The sequence below is a fragment of the Flavobacterium sp. AK-345 genome (genome assembly GCF_058310175.1).
The window spans coordinates 50,221-73,876 of sequence record NZ_JBZEER010000014.1 but is presented as its reverse complement, the minus strand read 5'-3'; the positions used below and the strand labels follow the sequence as shown (position 1 = coordinate 73,876).

Sequence of the window (23,656 nt, the reverse complement as noted above, 5' to 3'; positions counted from 1 at the left end):
CAAAAAAATTATCCTTTTAACCAGTTAAAAAATCCAGCCAAAGCTTTTGCAAAAAATTCATCTACTCCCCATGTTGCCAAAGCGAATAGAACTGAAAATACAGCCACAACAATTGTCAATTTTTGAACCTCAGCCCAAGCAGGCCAAGTAACATTTGACTTTAACTCTTCGAAAGCCTCTGATAAATAATTAGTAACTTTTGTCATTTGATATATTTTATATTGCACGGGCGGAGGGATTCGAACCCCCATCAACGGTTTTGGAGACCGCTATTCTACCCTTGAACTACGCCCGTAATTAAAAGCCAGTGATTTCAGTTAAGAAAACAACTGGCTTTTTATAATTATTTATAGGATTATCCTACGATTTCAGTAACCTGACCAGCTCCTACTGTTCTACCACCTTCACGGATAGCGAAACGTAAACCTACGCTCATTGCGATTGGGCTTAATAAAGAAACATTGATAGTTAAGTTATCTCCTGGCATTACCATCTCTACTCCTTCTGGTAAAGTAATAACTCCTGTTACGTCAGTTGTACGTACGTAGAACTGTGGACGGTAGTTATTATGGAATGGAGTATGACGTCCACCTTCTTCTTTTTTCAAGATATAAACCTCAGCTTTGAAAGTAGCGTGTGGTTTTACTGATCCTGGCTTAATGATAACCATTCCTCTTTTGATAGATTCTTTATCAATACCTCTTAACAATAAACCTACGTTATCTCCAGCTTCACCTCTATCAAGGATTTTACGGAACATCTCAACTCCTGTAATAGTAGAAGTTAATTTATCAGCTCCCATACCAATGATTTCAACTGGATCTCCTGTATTAGCAATACCTGTTTCGATACGACCTGTAGCAACAGTTCCACGACCAGTAATTGTAAATACATCTTCAACCGGCATCAAGAATGGTTTAGCTACGTCACGCACTGGCTCTTCGATCCAAGCATCAACAGCTGCCATTAATTCAATGATTTTTGGTACCCAAGCAGGATCATTATTCAATCCCCCTAAAGCAGAACCTTGAACTACAGGACCATTATCTCCATCATATTCGTAGAAAGATAATAAATCTCTAATTTCCATTTCAACAAGCTCTAACAATTCAGCATCATCAACCATATCCACTTTGTTCATGAAAACAACGATTCTTGGAATACCAACCTGACGACCTAAAAGGATGTGCTCACGAGTTTGTGGCATTGGACCATCTGTAGCAGCAACTACTAAGATAGCTCCGTCCATTTGAGCAGCACCAGTAACCATGTTCTTTACGTAATCCGCGTGACCTGGACAGTCAACGTGAGCGTAGTGACGGTTAGCTGTTTCATACTCTACGTGTGATGTATTAATAGTAATACCTCTTTCTTTCTCCTCTGGAGCGTTATCGATTTGATCAAACGATTTTGCTTGACAGTAACCAGCATCAGACAATACTTTTGTAATTGCTGCAGTTAATGTAGTTTTTCCGTGATCCACGTGTCCAATTGTACCTATGTTTAAGTGCGGTTTGGAACGATTAAAATTCTCCTTTGCCATTTTACTTAATTTTTAATCTTAGTTATATATTAATTTCAATTTCCTACTTACTTGAGCCAATGTCGGGAATTGAACCCGAGACCTCTTCCTTACCAAGGAAGCACTCTACCCCTGAGCTACACCGGCAGAGTTCTGATTTTAGACTGTAGATTTAAGAATTTAGACTTTAACAATCTAAAACCAACAATCTGAATTCTAAACTTTTTTTTGTGGGGAGAGCAGGATTCGAACCTGCGAAGTTCACACAGCAGATTTACAGTCTGCCCTCGTTGGCCGCTTGAGTATCTCCCCTTTTTTTTATCAATAATTGCATGAACAATTTCAAATCGCATTTGAAATATTTAGAGCCGGCGGAGGGACTCGAACCCACGACCTGCTGATTACAAATCAGCTGCTCTAGCCAACTGAGCTACGCTGGCAATATCAATAAAAAAGTCCGCTATTTCTAACGGACTGCAAATGTAGCTATTTTATCTTTGTATCAAAACATTTTTTGAAAAAAATTTTCAATTATATGTGTGCTCTTATTTTTTCTTTCCTTTTTACCAGCAAACGTTCTAAAGATTCTGCCGAAAGCTCTACTGCTTCTTCGAATGTTTTGCATTGTTTTTTAACCAAAAATTCATCCCCAGGAACATTAATCTTAATCTCTACCGCCTTATTCTCCTTGTCACTTGTTCTTTCCACTTTTAAAAAAACGTCGGCCGAGACAACTCGATCGTAATATTTTTCTAATTTATCCATTCTCTCCTGAATAAAATCAACCAACTTTCTGTCAACAGTAAAGTTAACGGCATGAACATCTACCTTCATAATACTAATTTTAGGGTTAAACATTTAAGAATTACTATTTATTTCTCGGATGCGCATTAGTATACACTTTCTTAAGCTCCGCTAAACTATTATGAGTATAAACTTGCGTAGACGCTAAACTCGAATGTCCTAATAATTCTTTAACTGAATTTAAATCTGCTCCATTATTTAAAAGATGAGTTGCAAAAGTATGCCGAAGCACATGCGGGCTTTTTTTCACCTTCTCAGAGACTTTACTAAAGTAAGAATTTATTAATCGATACACAAAAGATTCGCTCAATTTTAACCCTTTTTTTGAAATAAAAAAATATTCACCATCAACGATGTCCTCAACTAAAGCTCGCTCATTTAAATACAATTTAAGCTGATCAACAATAACAGGTAAAAGCGGAATAATACGTTCTTTATTTCTTTTTCCTAAAACCTTAATAACACTGGAAGACAAATCTACATTGCGCAGCATTAAATTTATCAGCTCTGCCCTCCTCATTCCGGTTGTATAAAACATCTCAACAATAAGCTTATCCCTTATTTCTTCAAATCCTACCGGATTATCTACTTCCTGAATTAAATCTGTAAGCTCTTTTTCTGAAAAAGGAATCTGGACAATTTTGGGAGTTTTCAAAGCTTTATGCTTTAGCATCGGATTTATATCTATTTGCTTTGTCTTTAAAAGAAATTTATAAAAAGACTTTAACGAAGCCATTTTTCTATTGACAGAAACATTAGAAACATTCTGATCAACCAAAGAAACAATCCAGCTTCTGATTTGACTGTAATTTACCTGATCAATATTATCCTGCTCAAAATGAGTTTTATTGAAATCTTCAAAAAACATCACATCATTTAAATAAGCATTAACAGTATGGGGAGAATATTTTTTTTCGAATTGAAGATAATCACGAAACGCTTCTTTATTTGATTTCATAAGAATACACTCTTTTACTTTACACAAAAACCCAATATTACACCTATATATAATATCTTCAAATCTTATTTACCTCAAAATTAAGCATAAAAAAACCGTTAGTATCAAAATTTGATAACTAACGGTAATTATTTTTGAAAAGCGTAATACTAACTTTCTAAACCATCTCTCATGTTTTGAATGTAAGCAGCTTTTTGAATTTGAGCTCTTTTGATAACAGAAGGCTTAATAAAAGCAGTACGTGCTCTTAGTTGACGAACAGTTCCTGTTTTATCAAATTTTCTTTTATAGCGCTTTAATGCTCTATCGATATTTTCTCCGTCTTTAATTGGTATAATTAACATAATATAGACACCTCCTCTCGTTAAGGTTGCAAAAGTAATTATTAATTATGAATTATGAGTTATAAATTGTAATTATTTTTACACACCTGAAATTTCTAAAAAAACACTGTATGCGTGAGGGATTGCAACGGAAATCCTTTTTTGTTTTTTCTTTAAAAACAAAAAAGATTGTAGTGGAAAGCCCGACTATAAAACAAAAAGCCTTTCAACGGTTGCCAAATGGCTTTTTGTTTTATAGGCACGCCCAACTTAAGTATCTTACTCCTTTAGCAAATTCCTTGAAATTACAAGTTTCTGAATTTCTGTAGTTCCTTCGCCTATAGTGCACAATTTAGAATCTCTGTAAAATTTCTCTACCGGAAAATCTTTTGTATATCCATATCCGCCGTGAATCTGAACTGCTTCATTTGCAATTTTCACACAGGCTTCAGAAGCATACATTTTTGCCATTGCTCCAAGCGTTGTAACCGGCTTATGTTTTTGTTTTAAAAAAGCAGCTTTATGCAATAACAATTCTGAAGCTTCGATTTCAGTTGCCATATCGGCTAATTTAAATGAAATCCCCTGAAAACTACTGATTGGCTGCCCAAACTGATGTCTTTCTTTTGAGTATTTCAATGCTGCTTCATAAGCTCCTTTTGAAATCCCCAATGATAAGGCTCCAATTGAAATTCGACCCCCATCTAATATTTTCATAGCCTGAACAAACCCTTGCCCAACTTCACCTAATCTATTTGCATCGGGCACACGACAGTTGTCAAAAACTAATTCGGCAGTTTCACTGGCTCGCATTCCTAATTTATTTTCTTTTTTACCTGAAGTAAATCCGGGCATTCCTTTTTCAAAAACAAAAGCAGTCATTCCTTTAGAATCCCCTTTTTCTCCTGTACGAACAATTACAACGGCAATATCTCCCGAAATTGCATGTGTTATAAAGTTTTTTGCACCATTTACAATCCACGAATCACCATCTTTAACCGCAGTTGTATTCATTCCTCCGGCATCAGATCCTGTATTATGCTCTGTTAAGCCCCAAGCACCAATATATTCTGCAGTTGCCAATTTAGGCAGCCATTTTTTCTTTTGTTCTTCATTTCCGAAAGTCAAAATATGATTGGTACATAATGAATTATGGGCCGCAACAGAAAGTCCAATTGAAGGATCTACTTTAGAAATTTCCTCAACTACAGTAATATATTCATGATAACCTAATCCGGACCCTCCATATTCTTCAGGAACCAAAACACCCATAAAACCCATTTCACCTAATTTTTTAAATAAATCGACAGGAAAAATTTGCGCTTCATCCCATTCCATTATATTAGGTCTAATGTTTTTTTCTGCAAACTCTTTTATAGACTGAGCAATCATTGATTGCGTTTCATTATATTCAAAATTCATTTCGATGTTATTTTTAGAACTCCAAATATAAACTAATTATTTTTGCTTTTTCAACAGGAAAATCTTTAATTTTTGCTAAATCCTCAATATTTTTAAAATTTCCGTTCATACTGCGATATGTGATTATCTGTTTTGCCAATGCATATCTGAAATACGGAAACTGCGCCAACTCTTTCAAAGAAGCATCATTTACTGCAATTTTCTTAAAATTTGGGACCGTTACAATTTTAAAATGTGTATTTAATTCGAAAAGAACTTCTGGTGAAAGTCCCCAAACATCTTTCATCTGTTCCATGGAAATAAAACCTCCTAAAATTTCTTTTTGCTTTAATATTCGAAGTGACAAAGCTTCTCCAATGCCAAATATTTTCATTAAATCTTCCTGACTTGCTTCATTAATATCCGATAAAATTATCTTTTCCTTTTTAGGATATTCTTTGTGAACATATTCTACTCTATCTGTTTTAAATGATTTTTTATTCTGAATCCAATTCGGAAATTTAAAGAGTGGTGAAATAACATTTAACAATGAATCTGAAATTTTAGTTATTTCCTGAAATTCTTTGGCTGAATTCACATATTTATTTTCTTTCCGAAAGGCCAACAATCGATCTATTTCCTGAACTGACATTCCGAGTTTATACCCTTTATAATCTGAAATAAAATTTGGATTAAAAGTATACACTTTCCCAACTGCTTTATATTTTTCTACTTTTAGAGAATCTATTTCTGATTGTAAAGAAAGCCATTGTTCTTCTTCGGGAGAGAAGGTTTTCTCCTGAATAGAAAAATTGACAAAAAAATAAATCATTTGTAGTATTACAATGATGCCTAAAAGCAAAAAAATCCCTAAACGTTGTTGATTAGTAAACTTAAAATGATGCTGTAGAGCTTTAAAATTAATCATTTGATAACTTTTCAATTTTTAAAAGTCAAAATTAAGTCAAAAAAGAGCTAAATTATAAGAAAAATACTAAATTTTTATAATTTATAAAAAAATGCATAATGTATTTTTTATCAAAGTAAGTTGACAAAATAGAGTTATTGGAACTGAATTTCGGATGATCCTGTATTAATTTTAAACATTTTATAACTTAAACTTATATAATTGTTTTTATTTTTTATAAAAAACGATACATTTGGAGCTTAATAACAATAAACCACTATTATAATATGTCAATTTGGAGAGTTAAACCGATATCGGCTTTTGAAGCGGATATGAAAAAAAGTGATTTAAAAAGAGTTCTGGGAAAATGGAGCCTTACAGCCATTGGAGTTGGAGCTATTATTGGTGGAGGAATTTTTGTTCTAACTGGTACCGGTGCATATTATCATGCTGGTCCTGCTTTAGCACTTTCTTTCATTATTGCAGGTGTTGCCTGCGTTTTTGCAGCTCTTTGTTATTCTGAGTTTGCGTCAATTTTACCAGTTGAGGGTTCAGCTTATGCGTATGCTTATGGTACAATTGGAGAAATTTTTGCCTGGATTATTGGTTGGGGGCTAATCCTTGAGTATGCGATGGGATCAATGACCGTAGCTGTTTCATGGTCTGGATATTTCAATAAATTACTTAAAATGTTTCACATTAAACTTCCCGACTGGCTCACAACAGACCCGGCAAGTTATACTGGTGAAGGTTTTTCAATGAATTTACCTGCTTTTTTAATCGTGATTTTAGTTATTTCGTTACTTATTAAAGGTACAAAAAGCGCAGCAAAAGCAAACAATATGATTGTTATTCTTAAAGTTTCTGCTGTTATATTTGTAATCATTGCCGGTCTTTTCTTTATTAATACTGCTAACTGGCATCCATTTATTCCTGAGGCTACTAAAATCATCGAAAAAGAAACTACTCACAATGCATATGGAATAGCGGGAATTGTTTCTGGAGCTGCTGCAATTTTCTTTGCTTATGTAGGTTTTGATGCCGTTTCAACACAAGCTGGTGAAGCTATTAATCCTAAAAAAGATGTACCGTTTGCAATTATTGCTTCGTTATTAATTTGTACTACATTATATATTCTTGTTTCTTTAGTTTTAACAGGAATGATGAATTATCAAGACTTTAATCCACTAGGAAAATATCCGGAAGCTATAAAAGCACCAGTAGCTTACGCATTTGATATTGCGGGGCAACCATGGGCTGGTTTTATTATTACAGTTGCTGCAACTATTGGATTGATTTCTGTATTAATGGTAATGATTATGGGACAATCAAGAATTTTCCTTGGTATGTCTAAAGATGGTTTAATTCCTGCTGTATTCTCTAAAGTAAATCCAATTTCAGGAACACCAAAAACTAATTTAATTATCTTAGGTGGTATTATTGCTGTAGTTGCAGCTTTTACACCAATTAACAGATTAGCAGATATGACAAGTTTTGGTACCTTATTTGCTTTTACAATGGTTTGTATTGCTGTTTGGATTCTAAGAGTAAAACAACCTCAATTAACAAGAACATTTAAAGTTCCAGCTCTTCCAATAATCGCAATTTGTGGTATTTCAATCAACACGTACTTAATGATTAATTTGAGTTTAGATGCTCAATTACTTTCACTAGGATGGTTAGCTATAGGTATTATTGTTTATTTTGCTTACAGTAAAAAACGAGCAAAACTAAACAGACCAGAAGAAATAGAATAAAAAAACACAAAATTGAAAAGCCCCTTATTTATTAAAATAAGGGGCTTTTTTTATATCCAATTTTTAAAATTACAAGTCAAAAACAGAAGTTCGTTTGGCGCGAATTAAATCTTTTAAACGAATCCAAAAGGCTAAAGTCAGATAAATACCAAAACCTAATCCTGCTGTTACAAACGAAATATAGATAAAAAACAATCGTACGCTCGTAACACGCATTCCGAGTTTATCTGCTAATCGCGATGAAACATGGAATCCATATTTTTCAAAGAAAAATTTAAGTCTTAAAATTGCTGACATGTTTAGATTTTAGATTTATACCTCGACTTCGCTCGGAATGACAAATACCGAGGCTTCGCTTAGGGCTATATACAAAAGTACAAAATTATCTCATTGGCACATTTTCTAATTCTCTAATTATTTCTCAGCAACTCCATCCCTACCGCGCATCTCAAACAAGCTTTTTGATTACAGTATTCATTTTTAAGCTGAATCAATGTTTGTGTGTCAAACGCATTTTTAGAAGAAATGCCAAAAGATTCAAACTTTTCGATGATAGAGTTCTTTTCCGGAGAAACTTCATTTAATAATGCTATTAAATCTTCAGAAAACGATTCTCCCATAATGTTCGAATATGCAAACTGAATAGGAATAATGGTATTAATAATTAGTAAATCAATAAATGATTTTGATAATGGTTTTGATTTCTTCGGGCTTTCTTTATCAAACTGATAATGATTTTGCCAATATAAACTCGCTGAAACGTTTAACAACTCATATATGCTTTTGACAGATTTTAAAGCAATAATCTTAGAAAATAAATTTTGATGTTTGTGATACAAACTTGCTAATTGTGAAAGTCTTATTGTTGGAAAATTATCCGGACGATGTTTAAAAAACTCCACTGGATCTGTATAAGCTTTATCTAATTGATATTTATACAGAAGATAAAAATATCTAATTTTCAAATCCTTAAAATACACATCTTCTTTCTCTGCATCTAATAAACCCGAGGTTCCTAAAAGTAAAGCCTCTAGATTTTCAACTTCGAAACTCTCTTTTCGAATAATTGAAAATGGAAGTTTTTTGGCTATTTGCAAAAATGCATTTCCATTTGTATTGAGTCCAAAATTTTTAGCCAAGAGGCAAAACAAAACTGCTTCCCAATCCTGATTTGTTTCTTCGAGTAAATCATAAATAAATTTTGATTTGCGTTCTAATCGCTCAAAAAACAATCGTTCCTGCCAATTCTTAAAAACAAAATCATCTATTTGTGCAATTTGTTTTTCGCAGGATATCCATGACTTTGGACTCATTAATGATTGATAATTATTTACAGTTTCTGAAGAGACATACTCTTTTAAAACCAAAACAGGAATTTCTCTATTATTTTTTCCAAAAATTTCGGTATCATGTTCCCAAACTACATGTAAAATAACATTTTCATAAGCAGCATCTTTTTCGTGGCCATGAACATACCAATCGGAGGATTTTAAATGGATCTCAACATTTCCTGCCCATTTTTGTTTTCCAATTATAATTTGGGCATTAAAAAAATCGGGGCCTGAAAGCTCTAAATAATCCCCGGTTTTAATTATAGTAATTTGTTCTTTCTGAGTTGTTATTAAATTCAAGGTTTCAAACTTCTTGAATTTCCAGAGATAATGAAGAAAATCTTCTTTCATTTATTGGCTTTTATATTAAATTTATAAAAGCTCAAAATTAAATAAAATAATATTAATCTTACAAAATATATTGTTTATCGCAACATATATAATTTCGCACAGGCCCGAGCATCAGAAAGTGCTTCATGATGGTTTAACTGAATATTCATTTCGCGACAGCAATCACTTAATTTAGTAGGTTTAAGTCCTTTTGCTTTATATATCTTAACTGTACATTCCCATTTCTCAGCAATATTTAAATCTTCATATTGCAAACCACAAAGTGCCATTGTTTTCATCAAAACATTGCGGTCAAAACTTTCGTTATGTGCTACCACTACTCTATTTTTCAATCGCTTTTCAATTTCAGGGAAAACCTGGCGAAATGATTTAGCATTTATTGTATCACGCGGATATATGCCATGAACGCGAATCGTAAACGGATTATACTCATTATTTGGCGGCTTAATCAAAGTCACAAACTCATCTGTAATTATTCCGTTTTCAACAGTAACAATTCCAACAGAGCAAGGATGATAACCTGTGGCAGTTTCAAAATCTATAGCAGTAAAATTCATTATAAAATGAGATAAAAAATCCATAAATCTAATTTATTAAACTAGATTTATGGACAGATAAAGTTATTAAAACGAATCTTATTTTATAGACCCGATAATATCATATTTTGTTATAATATGATGCTTTCCATTTCCTAAATCAACCAAAACAGCATCATTTTCTTTCGTAAATAACTTAGATACTTCTTCGATCGTAGTTCCTAATTTTACGATTGGAAAAGGTTTCCCCATTACTTCTTTGATCGGTTTTTCGGCAACATTTTTGTCGGCAACATAACTTCTAAATAAATCTGTTTCGTCGACAGAACCAACAAATCCGTTAATATCTACTACCGGAATTTGTGAAATTTTATATTTACGCATACGTTCGATAGCGTGCGAAACCAATTCTTCTGTACGAACAACGATTAATTCTTTATCAATATGGTCCTTGATAACATCTTCGGCTTTTGTCACGTTTTCTTCTAAGAAACCACGCTCACGCATCCAGTCATCATTAAACATTTTACCAACATAACGGCTTCCAGAATCGTGAAAAAGCACCACAACAACATCATCAGGTTTAAAATGTTCTTTAAGCTGTAACAATCCTTTTATACAAGCTCCGGCAGAGTTTCCAACAAAGATGGCTTCTTCCATTGCTATCTTTCTTGTATAAACGGCAGCATCCTTATCTGTTACTTTTGTAAATCCGTCAATTAAAGAAAAGTCAACATTTTTTGGTAAAATATCTTCTCCAATACCTTCTGTTATATAAGAGTAAATTTCGTTTTCATCAAAAATTCCGGTCTCATGATATTTTTTAAATACAGAACCATAAGTGTCAATTCCCCAAATTTTGATATTTGGATTTTTCTCTTTCAAATATTTTCCAACACCAGAGATTGTTCCTCCAGTTCCAACTCCCACAACAAAATGAGTAATTTTTCCATCGGTTTGTTTCCAGATTTCCGGTCCGGTTTGTTCATAATGTGCCAATGAATTCGACATATTATCGTATTGATTTACATACCATGAATTTGGTGTTTCTTCAGCCAATCGTTTTGAAACTGAATAATAAGAACGAGGATCTGTAGGTTCAACATCTGTTGGACAAACTACTACTTTGGCGCCAACAGCACGCAAAATATCCATTTTCTCTTTAGATTGTTTGTCTGATATTACACAAATCAATTTGTATCCTTTTATAATGGCTACAAGTGCCAATCCCATTCCGGTATTTCCAGAAGTTCCTTCAATAATAGTTCCTCCGGGTTTTAAACGACCATCAGCTTCAGCATCTTCAATCATTTTTACGGCCATTCTGTCTTTTACAGAATTTCCCGGATTAAAAGTTTCGACTTTTGCTAGTACTAACGCATCAATTTCAGCAACAATTTTGTTGAGTTTTACTAATGGTGTATTACCAATTGTTTCTAAAATATTATTTGAAAAGTCCATTTTTTCGTGAATTTAAATTATTTGGTTTAAGTAAAGTAAAGAGTATAATTTATTGGAAGAAATTCCAAACTAAACCAAATCGGATAGTGAAATCACGATATGGATTATTAGGCGCTGAATAATAATTGTATCCAGAAAAAGCAGCGTTAAAATGTTCTGCCTTAAAGTAAAATCTTGTTTGTCTGATTCTGAAATTTATGTAGTAATCAAAGTTGGCATAACCTCCAATTTTTTTATCTGTCTGAACAAAAAATTCTCCAACAACAGGATTATAATCATTACCGTAATAACTGGTAAAATAATTAAAAGTTAATCCTGTTTGCATAAACAATGCTTTTTTGAAAAAGTAACTGGAATAATAAAGTGTATTTCTGGTTACGAAATCAGGTACGTTTAAAATCAAATCAGACTGATCAACTTTTTGATATAAAAATGTATTATCAAATCCAAAAGCTCCGAATTTGAATTCCTTGTTGGCTTTAACAGAAAGATAATTAATTACATTTCCGTATTGAGCCGGGTTTACAATTTGGGTTTGCGCAGCTATCTGAGCATCTGTAGATACATCTTCAAAATATAAATGATCTTTTAAGACAGTATATTGAGCTTCGGCATTTAACCAAGGCGTATAAATACTGGCACTAAGCGAATTAATTTTTTCATTTTTGAAATCATGCGACCAATTATATTGTATAAAACTGCTTTGGTATAAATTATAGTTATTATTTGGCAGTTTATTGATGTTTCGATATCTAAAATCAAACTGAATTTTATCGTTTAAATTGTATCTTAATTTGGCATCTAAATCAGAAAGTGATTCATTTGTAATTGATCTTGAATATAAAAATCGACCATTCCATTTGTTTTTTTGGTATTCATATTGTCCACCAACATTATTAAACTGAAGAAATAAATTATCAGGAATTCTGGAACCATCAGCATTTATTATAATTCTATTATACTCATAATTAGATCTGTAATCATCTATGAAAAAATTAAATTTCCCCAGAAGTGAATTTTCGTAAGCAAGTCCCGCTTTGTTGTACAGTTTTTCAAAACGCGTCTGATCATTAATTGCGCTTGCAACATAAGCGTCTCCAAATCTTGCTACCTCTGCACCATCAACAGTAGAAAGAACTGTTGGCTGATTATATTCGAAAAATTTATCTTCGTAATTAAATTGATGCGTTACATATAAATTATTATTCCCTTGTGTTGGATTCACTCTAAAAGCATGATCAAAAAACAATCGCTTTCCTTTTAAAAACGATTTTGCATCGGTTAAATAAACCTGTAATCTTTGACGGTTCTTAAAATCAGCATCTCCGCTTTCAAAATCTTCCGGTGTTGTTATACCGCCATTTTCTTCATTTGAAATATCCTGAAAAGTAACATGAGCATTTAGGATATATCTTTTATCTGTAGTAAAATAACTTGTTGTAAAACGAAAATTTCCGGTACTTACCAATTGATTAATATAATTACCCTCAGAACGTAAACCTCTGTAGGCAATAGAAAAATTTAGATTTTCGGAAGTGTTCAGCGTGATAAACGAATCTACGTTCTGACCTTTATTAATAGTCGTATTAAAAAACAACTCTGTAAAAGGTGTCGCAACCGAATAATATCTAATGTCACTAACTTCAAGATAACTAAAGTGTTTTGCTTTAAAACCGATTTCAGGATAAGGTGAAAAATCAGTTAAACTGTATTGTAAAGTATTATAAGGTTGTCCAATGTTGGGAAATTCCAAAAGCCCAAAATTGTCCCTGCGAAGATAATTTTGTTTATAAGCACTTTTTAGTGTTAAAGAAGTATCCGCATAAGTAGTATCATGTTCTAAAGTATAAATTTGATACTGTTCGATTTTAGCAATTTTTGCTTGTTTCTTTTTCAGCGTATCAGTAATACTGGTGTATTTTGTATTCATATCTAAATTGCTTTTAGACGCATTTTTTTCTTGAGAAAACAATAAGGCGGGTACGACTAATAGATATAGAAAAAAGAATATTCTCATTTGATAGCTTTATATATAATTATTTTGGCAAAATTTGTCAGGCAAAGGTAAAAGATAAAAACGTATAAATAAAAAAACACTTCAATTTATACCACTGCTTTTTCAATAAGTTAAAGAACGAAAATTTTCGGCAAAAATTTTATAATATTGTGTTTTGAAAATTTAAATAAATGCTTGCAAAAAATTTCTCCGGATTTATTTTAGAAACTGGTACAGATGAAGCTGGCCGTGGTTGTCTGGCTGGCCCTGTTACTGCTGCTGCCATAATTTTACCGGTAGATTTTGAGCATGAATTTTTAAATGACAGTAAACAATTGTCTGAAAAAATAAGGTTTCACTTAAAACCTATTATCGAGAAACATGCAGTTTGCTATTCTGTAACACATCTTCATGCAGAAGAAATTGATGAAATCAATATTCTAAATGCATCAATGAAAGGAATGCAGGAATGCATTTTAAAATTAAACCAGCGTCCGGAATATATTATTGTGGATGGAAACAGATCGCTTAATGCAAAACTGGGTTTAAAGAATACTTTTGGAAAACAATTTTCGAAAGATGAAATAGATTTATTAAAATCAATTCCGAACCAAAGTATTATAAAAGGAGACTCAAAATTTGTTAGTATTGCAGCCGCTTCTGTTTTAGCCAAAACCTATCGTGATGAATACATGGACTTAATTCATGAAGAATTCCCGATGTACAACTGGAAACAAAATAAAGGATATCCTACCAGAGAACACCGGGACGCTATTAGAAAATACGGAACTACAAAATACCACCGAATGAGTTTCAGACTTTTGCCGGATCAATTGGAACTAGAATTTTAGCTTACTTATAAATCAAATTACCAGCACAAACCTAATTGCTTATGCTGGTATATTTATTTTGAATTGATAAATAATTATTGAGTTTTAGCCTTCACATCCGAAATTCCTATAGAAAAACGGTAACCAAATTGCAATTGATAAAAAGCCTCATTAGTATCGGTATTATTAAAAGTTCTAAATCTTAAGAAGATAGCTTGTTTCTTTTCTTTATCAGGATGGTAATAAACTTCCGCTTCATTTCTAAACACATTAAAAGCTCTCGGTGCTTCAAAATTTTCAATTGTATTAAAATTTATATATCTATATTTAGAATATTCAACAGAATAAATAAATCCAAAATTATTAAAACGCTTAAATTCGAATGTAACCCCTCCACCTATTCCAAGCCCTTGAACATTTGTAAGTTCATTGTTTATTTTTACATCCGAAATTTGATACCTCACCGGAAAATAAAAAATGGTACGAAATGGATATTCTTTATCAAATTTTAAACTAGCAATATTCACTTTTGTCCCCATTTCTAAATAGGCTTTTTGCAATAAATCCAAACTGTTCTTAATTCCAATATTTGAGTCCGGAAGTATCGTTGTTTCAACCGCTCTTGAATCTGCATCTATTCTTGAAAAATTAACGTACGGTGATATTTTGTCAAAAAATTTTAAATCCCATATTATGCATGGTATACTAAAAGGAAACACATAAAAGTCTCCTTTTCCCTGAAGCTGTACAACACCATTAGGAGAATCTGCAAATAATCCTAGAAAATCCGTGTAAGCTCTTAACTCTACAACATTTTGCAAACTGGTATCTTCTTTTATCTCATATTTAACCGGGTTATCTTTATTCAAAAAATCCCCATTTTCTTTTTTGGTAGGAAAATCAAAAGTTACATCATTGGGGATAAAATTATAGCCAGGTCTTGATACATACATTAATACATCAGACAATCGGATTCTTAATTTCTCAGTTTCTTTAAAATTAACAATACCATTTTGATTAGCAGGATGCCTAAAAAACAAGAAGTTCTTTGGAGCTTGAGTAGAATATCTCAATATACTTATTGGAACTCTATTCTCAAATATTAACTCAGATCCATTTTCATCAAATACAAAAACCTTTATATCAGTAAAAAAACCTTCCTGAATTTCGAATGTAACTCTTTTAAATTTATAATATCTCCCGCTTTTTACATCAAAATTATTATAATAAAATGCAAATTGTTGATTTTCTTTCGGAATTATGACATCACCCAAATAAGATTCACTTTTTTGTTTTAGAACAGTTTTAAGAATTTCATTTACTTCTTTGTTCTTCGTTAATTCAGATTCCTGCAAAATTTGATCTTTTCCAAAATACAGATAAGTTTTAGGTTCATCTACATTGTTGGAAGTTACAATTGGATCTGGAACAGTATACTTATATTTAAATAGGTCCTCAATTGTTTGTTCAGGAATTCCTTTATCTATATATACTTTTTTATAAGTCTCATATAAAAGATAACTATCATTAAGTTTTTTTCTTTTATCTTGAACCTCTTTCAGTTTAACAGGAAGTTCACTCGTTTTTGAAGGATCCATATTCGCAGAGATTTTAGTTAAATAGTCATTCCAATCTTTTTCTTTCGCTAAAAATTCTATATTTTTTGCTTCAAAATCTTTAGATCGTTTTGTAATATCTATTTTAGCTTGAGCTAAGTCCTCCGGTGTTCCCTGAGCGAAACAAGTTATGCCAAATAGTGATAATGTAATAAGTAATGTTTTTTTCATAATTTTCTATTTACAAGGTTATAAATTCATTTTTCAATGACTTTTTAAGCTTGTAAATAAAAACATTTTAACAGGTATTTTAACAAGTGAAAATACCTGATTTTTTTTATTTAATGTTATAAAAAAGTAAAGCAAACTATAATTCGATTATAGAGTTATGCCATATTAGTTTTTTTTATTTAGAACTAATTTTATGTGATTTTCCCATTCTGAAATATTTTCTGAAGAAGCGCGATCTGCTTTATCAAAATAAAAATGCTCCTGAATTTCGAATCCGCAATAATTAAAAATTCCAGTATCAGATGTTAAAGCCAAAGCCTTATCCAAGCCACTTTCGGCATATTCTGCGTTTGATTTTCCGTGCGAATTGATGATTATTGTTTTCTTCCCTGCCAACAATCCTTTTTGAATTCCCTGATCGTATCGATACGCAAATCCGTAACTAAAAACACGATCAATATAACCTTTCATAACTGCCGGCATTCCTGTCCACCAGATTGGATAAACAAAAATAACGCGGTCTGCCCAGGTTATAAAATCCTGTTCGATTTTTACATCATCAGCAACTTGTCCCATTCTTTGGCCATTCATATCGTCTAAAGAAAGTACCGGATTAAAATTGAATTCATTTAAATCGCGAACAATAACTTCTTGTTCCGATTCTTCAAGGTTTTCGACAATAGTTTGTTTTAAGAAATGATTTAAACTACCCGTATTTGGATGTGCATAAACAATTAAATTTTTCATGTTTTCTATTTTTTAAAGATTACATGACAAATGTAAAACGCAATGTTTGCGTACAATTGTAAGAAAACGAAAAGTGGCTTAAGTGCCTTTTGCGCTGCAGATATCGCTTTGAAACTTTAAGAATTTTGTTGGCGAGATGTTCATATAATATTTAAAATCATGAATCAACTGACTTTGATCGTAATAACCACATTGTTCTACAATCGAAAGCCAATCTGTTTTTTCGTCATTACCTGAAGTTTTCTGAATAAGATCAACCGCTTTCAAAAAACGTTCGTAACGACTGATTTCTTTAATCGTATACCCAAAAAATTTCTTTTGATGAAGCTGAATATTTCTTTCCGTTTGATTTATCTGTGAAGCAATTGCTTTTATCGGATTTAAAGATTCTTCTTTAAAATCAGCCAAAAGTGCTGTTATCGCATTTTGCTCTCCTAAATAAGGTTTACAGAATTCTAAAATATAATCGACGCGGTCTTTTGTGTTCTGAATTATTTTTAATTCTTCCCATAAAACATCAAAACAATTTTGAGCAATTAAAACATCGGGATGAATGGGTAAAGAATGCGTTAAAAGTGCATTTCCAAAGAATCTGTAAAAAGCATCTTCTTTAAAATTTGCCACTAAAATCTCAGAATCAGGTTCTAAAGTATAATCAAACGCCTGTTTTATTGGTCCTAAAACAATGCATTTCTCTACTTCTAAAACGGTATTTTGTTTTGATTTTAAAAAAGATTTTGTTCCGAAGTTAAAAACCAGAATAGTCTGAAAACTTGGCAATAATGTTTTTGTTATTGGAAAAGCTGTTTTATTTTCTGCGAAGTAAAAATGAGAAAAAACAGTTGAAAATGCTGAAGGAACATCAATTCTATAATTGTTATTTTCTTCAGCATTTTTCATATTTTATTTTTTTGAAACTATTTAACAAATTCAGCTTCAAACAATTCAGTCAGATGTTTTACAATTTTAGATTTTACTTCGTCTTCGTCAACTTTTTCTACACCAAGTTCAACTTGTAAGGAAGTAACACCTTTTCCGCGAATTCCACACGGAATGATATTGTCAAAATAACCTAAATCAACATTTACGTTTAAAGCAAATCCGTGCATTGTAACCCAGCGTGAAGCGCGTACTCCAAGCGCACATATTTTACGTGCAAACGGAGTTCCAACGTCTAACCAAACGCCCGTTTCACCTTCGCTTCTGCCACATTTTAAACCATATTCTTCTAAAGTCAGAATGATTGCTTCTTCCAGAAAACGTAAATATTTATGAATATCTGTAAAGAAATTTTCTAGGTCTAAAATAGGATAACCTACAATTTGTCCCGGTCCGTGATAGGTAATATCGCCGCCACGATTGATTTTATAAAAAGTTGCTCCTTTTGCTTCAAGTTGTTTTTCGTTTAACAACAAGTTTTCAAGATCTCCGCTTTTACCCAAAGTATAAACATGCGGATGTTCGACAAACAATAAATAATTTGGAGTTTCTAATTCTAGTTCCTCTCTTCTATTTTTAATTTTTAAGTCGACTATGTCTTTAAAAAGTTCTTCCTGATATTCCCAGGTCGATTTATAATCTTTACTTCCTAAATCTTGAAGTTGAATTTTTTTATTCATTTTAATTATTTTTCAAACTCAACATCAAAGTTAAGTTTGTCAGGATTCTCCATATAATCCGTAAAAGAGTATTGTAATGTAATTGATTTTCGATCGTCGCTAAACAAAGCGCTTGGGTTTGATACCTTTTTAATTCGCTTAGGAAAATGATATTTTAAAATATAATTAGAAGATGCAAAAATCATATTTGACATATCTGCAGCACTATCTTTAGCTTTTTCGGCTAATTTTTGTTTGTCGATTATTGCTTTACGCGTAAATTTCTTTCCGTCGTAAGTATAACTTAATATACTATTATTTTTCCCCAAACCACCTGCAAAAGGATTTGAAGCGTTTGAGCCTCCTTCTAATTTTTGAAGTGTACTCATGGCTTGTAAAACATCCTGCAATTCGTTTACGTTTTTAAAATCTTTTGAAAATGCCATCAGAAATTCTTTTTTCTCACCATTCATTTTCAGGTTAACCGTAAGATCTTCCAGTTTTTTAATTTCGTTTTGAACCTCCGGAGATAATTTTGCTATACTGTCTTTTTTATCTGCCAATAATTGTTTGAAGGTAAAAGTAGAATCGATATTTTTTTTGGCATCGGCACCCATTTGGCTTCCAAGCTGATCTCCTGCCATTTCCATTAACGCAGAACCATCCATATCGAGAGCAAATTTTCCGGTTCCGTTATCGCTTACATAAATATTTTCGGTGAAAGTACAACTTGTCAAGGTTGCTATTAAAAAAGAAAAACTAAGTAATTTATATAATTTCATCGTGGTTAATTTTTTTATCAAATATACGAAGACTATTTTAAAGAATATTGTTTTGCAATTTTGCTTTTTAATCTTCAAATATTACCTTAAAACCTATTTCCATATCACTATTTTCCTGCATGTTTTCTAAAGGAACATCATAAATAAAACTTTTTCTGTCTGTTGCAATTACTGCATTTTTTAAAGAAACTGTTTTTATTTTTTTCGGAAAATGATATTCCATAGAATATTTACATTCTTTAAGCATATCATCCATTTTTTTCAAAAAGGGATCATCTTCTTTCTTTTTGTTTTTCTTTTTAGGCTTAGCTGTCTTTTTATTATCCTCTGAAGAAACAATCGTTTTGACAAAAGATTTTCCATCATAAATAAACGATGCTGCATTATTACTCTCCGGTTTTGGTGCTGCACTTAGTGCTCCAAGTCGTTTTTTATCAGAAAGTGCAAGCTTTTCCATAGCTTGTGTCGCAGATGCCATTTTTTGAATGCTGTCTAAATTTTTAAAATCAAATGTCATATTATATTCCATTTGCTTTTGTTCTTCGTTTACTTTTAAATTAATTTTAAAATTCTCAAGTACTTTAAGCATTTCTTTATCAGCAGCCGGAAGTTTTGCAATACTATCTTTTGCTTTGTCAAAAAGTTCTTTAAAATTAAAAGAAGTATCAATAACCTTTTTATTATTTAAGGTATCAGTACTTTTCATTCCCATTTTATACATTGCTGCCATGTCAAAACCGTATGAAAAAGATCCTGAACCATCTTCATTTATTATCATTTTTTCTTTAATCGTACAACTTGAGATACATAATGCAACAAGGAAATAAAGTAAATGTTTTTTCATATTTCAGATTTAGATTAGTGAGCAGCGAAGATACTTTCTTTTAATAATTATTTGAATTTATTCTAAAATCACTTCCAAACTTGTCATTTCCGGATTTTGCAAACAATCTAAAAGTGGAAATTCGACAGTAAAAGTTTTTTTATCCGGACTAATAATGGCTTTTTCATTTGAAACGGATTTTATTTTTTTCGGAAAATGATAGCGAAGCGTATAAGTTTGCGTCAGTTTTAAAGAAGTATATTTAGAGCCCGTTTTCTTAAATTCATCTTTTGTTTTTTGAAGTTCGACCGGATCTGTAATAGAAACCAGGCGCTTAAAAACTTTTCCATCAAAAGCATACTCAACCTTATAATAATGACTTTCGGCAGTTAAGGCATAATTATACTTTATATCACCTGCATAATTTTCTGTTTTATACAAATCCGGAATTTCCGAAACTTTACCAAAATCAAACGAAAAAACATTTTTAAATTCTTTTTCGAAAGAGCTTTCTTTAATATGCACTTTTACATTAGAATATTTTTGAAATAGCTTTTGCTCTTCGGGTGTATACTTTAAAAAATTCTCTTTGTATTTTTCAATATATTCTTTAAAAACATAGGCTGTATCTTTAAAAGCTTCTTCATGAGAATAACTTTCGCCTGCTAATTGCATATAACTATTTTCATCACGAAGCTGTACTACTTCAATATTTCCACTCCCGTCCGGATTAATTGTGATGGTTTCTGTGACCTGGCAACTTGTTACCAGAAATAGAATTACAAAGGCTTTTATGAATTTCATTTTTTTTGAAAGGTTCTGAGGTTCTGAGATGCTAAGATACTGAGGTTTCTTTTCGATTTTTCTTTTTATCAAATAATATTCAATTGACTGTTTTGTCATTCCGAGGAACGAGGAATCTTCGCAAGAAACTCTGCAAAGATTGGCGATTTTGTTTGTGGAGCTACTTGTGAAGATTCCTCGTTCCTCGGAATGACAAGATTGCGTAGACACTCCAGCAAAAACCTCTCCTAAAAACTAAAACCTCTAATCTAGCCCCGATAGAAGCGGTATCCTTTTTTGCTTTTTCTGCAAAAAAGACACAAGTGTCCCGAAGCTTCGGGAGCGGGACTGAAGATGATTGAAATACGATAAATTTCTGCTGCAAAAAATCTAAAAACTGCATTCTGAAATCTACTTTCTTTTCTTTATCTTTGCACACTTAAAAAAAGAGCACAAAATGGCATTATCAGAACAAGAAATCATCAGAAGAGAAAAACTTCAAAACTTGCGCAACTTAGGAATCAATCCTTATCCGGCTAATCTTTTTCCTGTAAATCACACTTCGAAGCAGATAAAGGAATCGTTTGAAGAAGGTAAGAAGGTTATCGTTGCGGGTCGTTTGATGAGCGTGAGAGATCAGGGAAAAGCTTGTTTTGCTGAATTGCAGGATAGCGAAGGACGTATACAATTGTACGTGAACCGCGATGTTTTGTGTGAAGGTGATGATAAAACTTTATATAACACTGTATTTAAAAAACTGACTGATTTAGGTGACTTTATCGGTATCGAAGGTGAATTGTTTACTACAAAAGTAGGTGCACAATGTGTTCGTGTTGACGGATTTACTTTTTTAAGTAAAACTTTACGTCCGCTTCCTTTACCAAAAGTAGATGAAGAAGGAAACGTTCATGATGCTTTTAATGATCCTGAATTGCGTTACAGAATGCGTTATGTAGATTTAACAGTGAATCCACAAGTTAAAGAAAACTTTATCAAACGTACCAAGTTGTTTAGTGCAATGCGTGGTTATTTTAACGATGCCGGTTATCTTGAGGTTGAAACTCCGGTTTTACAGCCAATTGCTGGTGGAGCTGCTGCGCGTCCGTTTATCACACATCATAATTCGCTTGATATTCCGCTTTACATGCGTATTGCAAACGAATTGTATTTAAAAAGATTAATTGTTGGTGGTTTTGAAGGTGTTTATGAGTTCTCTAAAAACTTTAGAAATGAAGGAATGGACAGAACGCATAATCCTGAATTTACCGCTATGGAAATATATGTAGCCTACAAAGACTACAACTGGATGATGGAATTTGCAGAAGGTCTACTTGAGCATTGTGCGATTGCCGTAAATGGAACTAGTGAAGTTACTTTTGGTGAACACCAAATTAACTTTAAAGCGCCTTACGCTCGTGTTACAATGACAGATTCTATTAAACATTTTACCGGTTTTGATATCTCAGGAAAAAACGAAGAGGAATTGTTTGAAGCTGCAAGAGGAATGGGAATCGACGTGGATAAAACAATGGGGAAAGGAAAATTGATTGATGAAATTTTTGGAGCTAAATGCGAAGGAAATTATATTCAGCCAACTTTTATTACTGATTACCCTAAAGAAATGTCACCTTTATGTAAAGAACACCGCGATAATCCTGAGCTTACGGAGCGTTTTGAATTAATGGTTTGCGGTAAAGAAATTGCAAATGCTTATTCTGAATTGAACGACCCAATTGATCAGCGTGAGCGTTTTGAAGATCAAATGCGTCTTTCTGAAAAAGGTGATGATGAAGCAAACGGAATTATCGATGAAGATTTCTTAAGAGCATTAGAATATGGTATGCCTCCAACTTCTGGAATGGGAATTGGTATGGATCGTTTGATTATGTACTTAACAAACAATGCATCGATTCAGGAAGTTTTATTGTTCCCACAAATGCGTCCAGAGAAAAAACAAGCTCAGATTGAACTTTCTGATGAAGAGAAATTTATCGTAGATTTATTAAAAGGAAATGAAAATAAAATGGATCTTCAGCAATTAAAAATTACTGCAAATTTAAGCGGTAAAAAATGGGATGCGTCTATGAAAAATTTATCTAAACACGGTTTGACTAAAGTTGCTGTTGAAGGTGAGTTTAAATTTGTTGAGTTGGTGGAATAGATTTTTTGTCCCATTTTATTATAAAAATAGCCCGGTAGATTTAAAACTTACCGGGTTTTTCATTTAATTTATATAACTTTGATTCATTAAAACATACTATTATGGGAGCTTTAGAGATAAAATTAGAGATATTCGATAAACTTAAAAATATTGAAGATTTAAGTTTACTTGAAAAGATTAGAAATCTCTTAAAAAATGCAGATACTTCTAAAGTTTATCAATTAGAACAATATGAAATAGATATGCTAAAAGAAAGTGAAGAAGATATAAAATATGGCAGAACGATTTCTCAAGAAGATTTAGACAAAGAAGATCTAGAATGGCTATCAAAATAATCTGGGCCAAAACTGCAGTTTTACAAAGAAGAAAAATATTGATTTACTGGAATAAAAGAAATAAATCTACCACTTATTCAAAAAAATTAGTGATTGAGATTGCACAAAGAGTTAAATTTTTAGCTAATAATCCTGAAGTTTATATTAAAACAAGTTTTTCTGATATTAGAACATCAACATTAGGGCATTATAATATTTTCTATAAAACAACTCCAAATGAATTAATTGTAATGGCATTTTGGGATAATCGTCAAAATCCTAAAAAGTTAGAATTAATTTTAAAATAAAAAATTTCATGAATAACCCGACAGGTTTTAAAAACCTGTCGGGTTTTATATTTAATGTGCACAATTCTAATTACTAATTTTCAACACCGCAAGTCCCAGCGGGACAATATATTTATAGAAATGTAAATATATAATCCAACAGAACCCCATCGGGGTGAAATCTCAGTAATGAATAT

At 32.1% G+C, this 23,656-nt stretch carries 24 protein-coding genes and 4 tRNA genes; 5 read left to right on the top strand and 23 right to left on the bottom strand.

Annotation, left to right across the window (positions count from 1 at the left end; genetic code table 11):
* Positions 1-8: 8 nt before the first annotated feature.
* The 11 genes from secE to AC4FQ3_RS19975 all read right to left on the bottom strand — a co-directional run bounded on the left by secE (position 9) and on the right by AC4FQ3_RS19975 (position 5,933).
* Positions 9-206 carry a preprotein translocase subunit SecE gene (gene secE / locus AC4FQ3_RS20025; RefSeq protein ID WP_041517377.1) on the bottom strand — a complete coding sequence of 66 codons (198 nt, stop codon included), beginning with the start codon at positions 204-206 and terminating at the stop codon, positions 9-11.
* Between the two features lie 18 nt (positions 207-224).
* Positions 225-295: transfer RNA gene (locus AC4FQ3_RS20020), tRNA-Trp, on the bottom strand.
* A gap of 60 nt (positions 296-355) precedes the next feature.
* On the bottom strand, positions 356-1,543 hold the full coding sequence (gene tuf / locus AC4FQ3_RS20015; protein ID WP_042564007.1) for an elongation factor Tu: 1,188 nt from the start codon (positions 1,541-1,543) through the stop codon (positions 356-358).
* A gap of 54 nt (positions 1,544-1,597) precedes the next feature.
* A tRNA-Thr gene (locus tag AC4FQ3_RS20010) sits at positions 1,598-1,669 on the bottom strand.
* 84 nt (positions 1,670-1,753) lie between these two features.
* A tRNA-Tyr gene (locus AC4FQ3_RS20005) sits at positions 1,754-1,834 on the bottom strand.
* A 54-nt stretch (positions 1,835-1,888) separates the two neighbouring features.
* Positions 1,889-1,962, bottom strand: a tRNA-Thr gene (locus AC4FQ3_RS20000).
* A gap of 91 nt (positions 1,963-2,053) precedes the next feature.
* Positions 2,054-2,356, bottom strand: a complete 303-nt coding sequence (gene hpf / locus AC4FQ3_RS19995) for a ribosome hibernation-promoting factor, HPF/YfiA family (RefSeq protein WP_042564006.1) — start codon at positions 2,354-2,356, stop codon at positions 2,054-2,056.
* 34 nt (positions 2,357-2,390) lie between these two features.
* Positions 2,391-3,284 (bottom strand): tyrosine-type recombinase/integrase, encoded by an 894-nt coding sequence (locus AC4FQ3_RS19990; protein ID WP_491183035.1) that lies wholly within the window; start codon positions 3,282-3,284, stop codon positions 2,391-2,393.
* A 149-nt stretch (positions 3,285-3,433) separates the two neighbouring features.
* Positions 3,434-3,628: a 30S ribosomal protein S21 gene (gene rpsU, locus AC4FQ3_RS19985; RefSeq protein WP_026985791.1), complete on the bottom strand. Its 195-nt coding sequence runs from the start codon at positions 3,626-3,628 to the stop codon at positions 3,434-3,436.
* A 258-nt stretch (positions 3,629-3,886) separates the two neighbouring features.
* A complete protein-coding gene (locus AC4FQ3_RS19980) occupies positions 3,887-5,029 on the bottom strand; it encodes an acyl-CoA dehydrogenase family protein (RefSeq protein ID WP_042564004.1) in 1,143 nt (380 codons plus the stop codon).
* A gap of 13 nt (positions 5,030-5,042) precedes the next feature.
* Positions 5,043-5,933 carry a ComEA family DNA-binding protein gene (locus tag AC4FQ3_RS19975; RefSeq protein WP_491183057.1) on the bottom strand — a complete coding sequence of 297 codons (891 nt, stop codon included), beginning with the start codon at positions 5,931-5,933 and terminating at the stop codon, positions 5,043-5,045.
* 269 nt (positions 5,934-6,202) lie between these two features.
* On the opposite strand from AC4FQ3_RS19975, the gene AC4FQ3_RS19970 reads away from it, so the two are divergent.
* Positions 6,203-7,672, top strand: coding sequence for an APC family permease (locus tag AC4FQ3_RS19970; RefSeq protein ID WP_042564003.1), 1,470 nt, complete (start codon positions 6,203-6,205; stop codon positions 7,670-7,672).
* A 69-nt stretch (positions 7,673-7,741) separates the two neighbouring features.
* Here AC4FQ3_RS19970 and AC4FQ3_RS19965 read toward each other — a convergent pair whose 3' ends face one another.
* From AC4FQ3_RS19965 to AC4FQ3_RS19945, 5 genes are all read right to left on the bottom strand, one after another.
* Positions 7,742-7,969 carry a PspC family transcriptional regulator gene (locus AC4FQ3_RS19965; protein ID WP_042564002.1) on the bottom strand — a complete coding sequence of 76 codons (228 nt, stop codon included), beginning with the start codon at positions 7,967-7,969 and terminating at the stop codon, positions 7,742-7,744.
* Positions 7,970-8,082: 113 nt separating this feature from the next.
* The gene (locus AC4FQ3_RS19960) at positions 8,083-9,354 is read right to left on the bottom strand and encodes a DUF2851 family protein (RefSeq protein WP_491183034.1); all 1,272 of its coding nucleotides are present in this window, start codon (positions 9,352-9,354) and stop codon (positions 8,083-8,085) included.
* Positions 9,355-9,428: 74 nt separating this feature from the next.
* The gene (locus AC4FQ3_RS19955) at positions 9,429-9,911 is read right to left on the bottom strand and encodes a 3'-5' exonuclease (protein WP_073397280.1); all 483 of its coding nucleotides are present in this window, start codon (positions 9,909-9,911) and stop codon (positions 9,429-9,431) included.
* A gap of 78 nt (positions 9,912-9,989) precedes the next feature.
* Complete coding sequence (locus AC4FQ3_RS19950; RefSeq protein WP_073397278.1) at positions 9,990-11,351, bottom strand: pyridoxal-phosphate dependent enzyme; 1,362 nt, start codon at positions 11,349-11,351, stop codon at positions 9,990-9,992.
* Positions 11,352-11,400: 49 nt separating this feature from the next.
* Positions 11,401-13,368 carry a putative porin gene (locus tag AC4FQ3_RS19945; protein ID WP_491183033.1) on the bottom strand — a complete coding sequence of 656 codons (1,968 nt, stop codon included), beginning with the start codon at positions 13,366-13,368 and terminating at the stop codon, positions 11,401-11,403.
* Positions 13,369-13,538: 170 nt separating this feature from the next.
* Here AC4FQ3_RS19945 and rnhB point away from each other — a divergent pair, with 170 nt between their 5' ends.
* Complete coding sequence (gene rnhB / locus AC4FQ3_RS19940) at positions 13,539-14,198, top strand: ribonuclease HII (RefSeq protein WP_491183032.1); 660 nt, start codon at positions 13,539-13,541, stop codon at positions 14,196-14,198.
* 74 nt (positions 14,199-14,272) lie between these two features.
* Here rnhB and AC4FQ3_RS19935 read toward each other — a convergent pair whose 3' ends face one another.
* The 7 genes from AC4FQ3_RS19935 to AC4FQ3_RS19905 all read right to left on the bottom strand — a co-directional run bounded on the left by AC4FQ3_RS19935 (position 14,273) and on the right by AC4FQ3_RS19905 (position 20,718).
* Positions 14,273-15,964, bottom strand: a complete 1,692-nt coding sequence (locus AC4FQ3_RS19935) for a hypothetical protein (protein WP_491183031.1) — start codon at positions 15,962-15,964, stop codon at positions 14,273-14,275.
* A 165-nt stretch (positions 15,965-16,129) separates the two neighbouring features.
* On the bottom strand, positions 16,130-16,711 hold the full coding sequence (locus AC4FQ3_RS19930; protein WP_491183030.1) for an NAD(P)H-dependent oxidoreductase: 582 nt from the start codon (positions 16,709-16,711) through the stop codon (positions 16,130-16,132).
* Between the two features lie 78 nt (positions 16,712-16,789).
* Positions 16,790-17,611, bottom strand: coding sequence for an AraC family transcriptional regulator (locus AC4FQ3_RS19925; protein WP_491183029.1), 822 nt, complete (start codon positions 17,609-17,611; stop codon positions 16,790-16,792).
* 17 nt (positions 17,612-17,628) lie between these two features.
* Positions 17,629-18,330: a lipoyl(octanoyl) transferase LipB gene (gene lipB, locus AC4FQ3_RS19920; RefSeq protein ID WP_073397267.1), complete on the bottom strand. Its 702-nt coding sequence runs from the start codon at positions 18,328-18,330 to the stop codon at positions 17,629-17,631.
* Positions 18,331-18,335: 5 nt separating this feature from the next.
* On the bottom strand, positions 18,336-19,091 hold the full coding sequence (locus tag AC4FQ3_RS19915) for a hypothetical protein (RefSeq protein WP_491183028.1): 756 nt from the start codon (positions 19,089-19,091) through the stop codon (positions 18,336-18,338).
* Positions 19,092-19,158: 67 nt separating this feature from the next.
* Positions 19,159-19,935, bottom strand: a complete 777-nt coding sequence (locus AC4FQ3_RS19910) for a hypothetical protein (RefSeq protein WP_491183027.1) — start codon at positions 19,933-19,935, stop codon at positions 19,159-19,161.
* A gap of 57 nt (positions 19,936-19,992) precedes the next feature.
* Positions 19,993-20,718, bottom strand: a complete 726-nt coding sequence (locus AC4FQ3_RS19905; protein ID WP_491183026.1) for a hypothetical protein — start codon at positions 20,716-20,718, stop codon at positions 19,993-19,995.
* A gap of 436 nt (positions 20,719-21,154) precedes the next feature.
* Between AC4FQ3_RS19905 and lysS the strand changes: the two genes are divergently transcribed.
* The 3 genes from lysS (at position 21,155) to AC4FQ3_RS19890 (ending at position 23,480) form a co-directional block, all read left to right on the top strand.
* The gene (lysS, locus tag AC4FQ3_RS19900) at positions 21,155-22,858 is read left to right on the top strand and encodes a lysine--tRNA ligase (RefSeq protein ID WP_073397260.1); all 1,704 of its coding nucleotides are present in this window, start codon (positions 21,155-21,157) and stop codon (positions 22,856-22,858) included.
* Positions 22,859-22,959: 101 nt separating this feature from the next.
* Positions 22,960-23,193, top strand: coding sequence for a hypothetical protein (locus tag AC4FQ3_RS19895; RefSeq protein WP_302094902.1), 234 nt, complete (start codon positions 22,960-22,962; stop codon positions 23,191-23,193).
* Complete coding sequence (locus AC4FQ3_RS19890) at positions 23,178-23,480, top strand: type II toxin-antitoxin system RelE/ParE family toxin (protein ID WP_491183025.1); 303 nt, start codon at positions 23,178-23,180, stop codon at positions 23,478-23,480. The genes AC4FQ3_RS19895 and AC4FQ3_RS19890 overlap by 16 nt, the downstream gene beginning before the upstream one ends.
* The last annotated feature ends 176 nt before the right edge of the window (positions 23,481-23,656 follow it).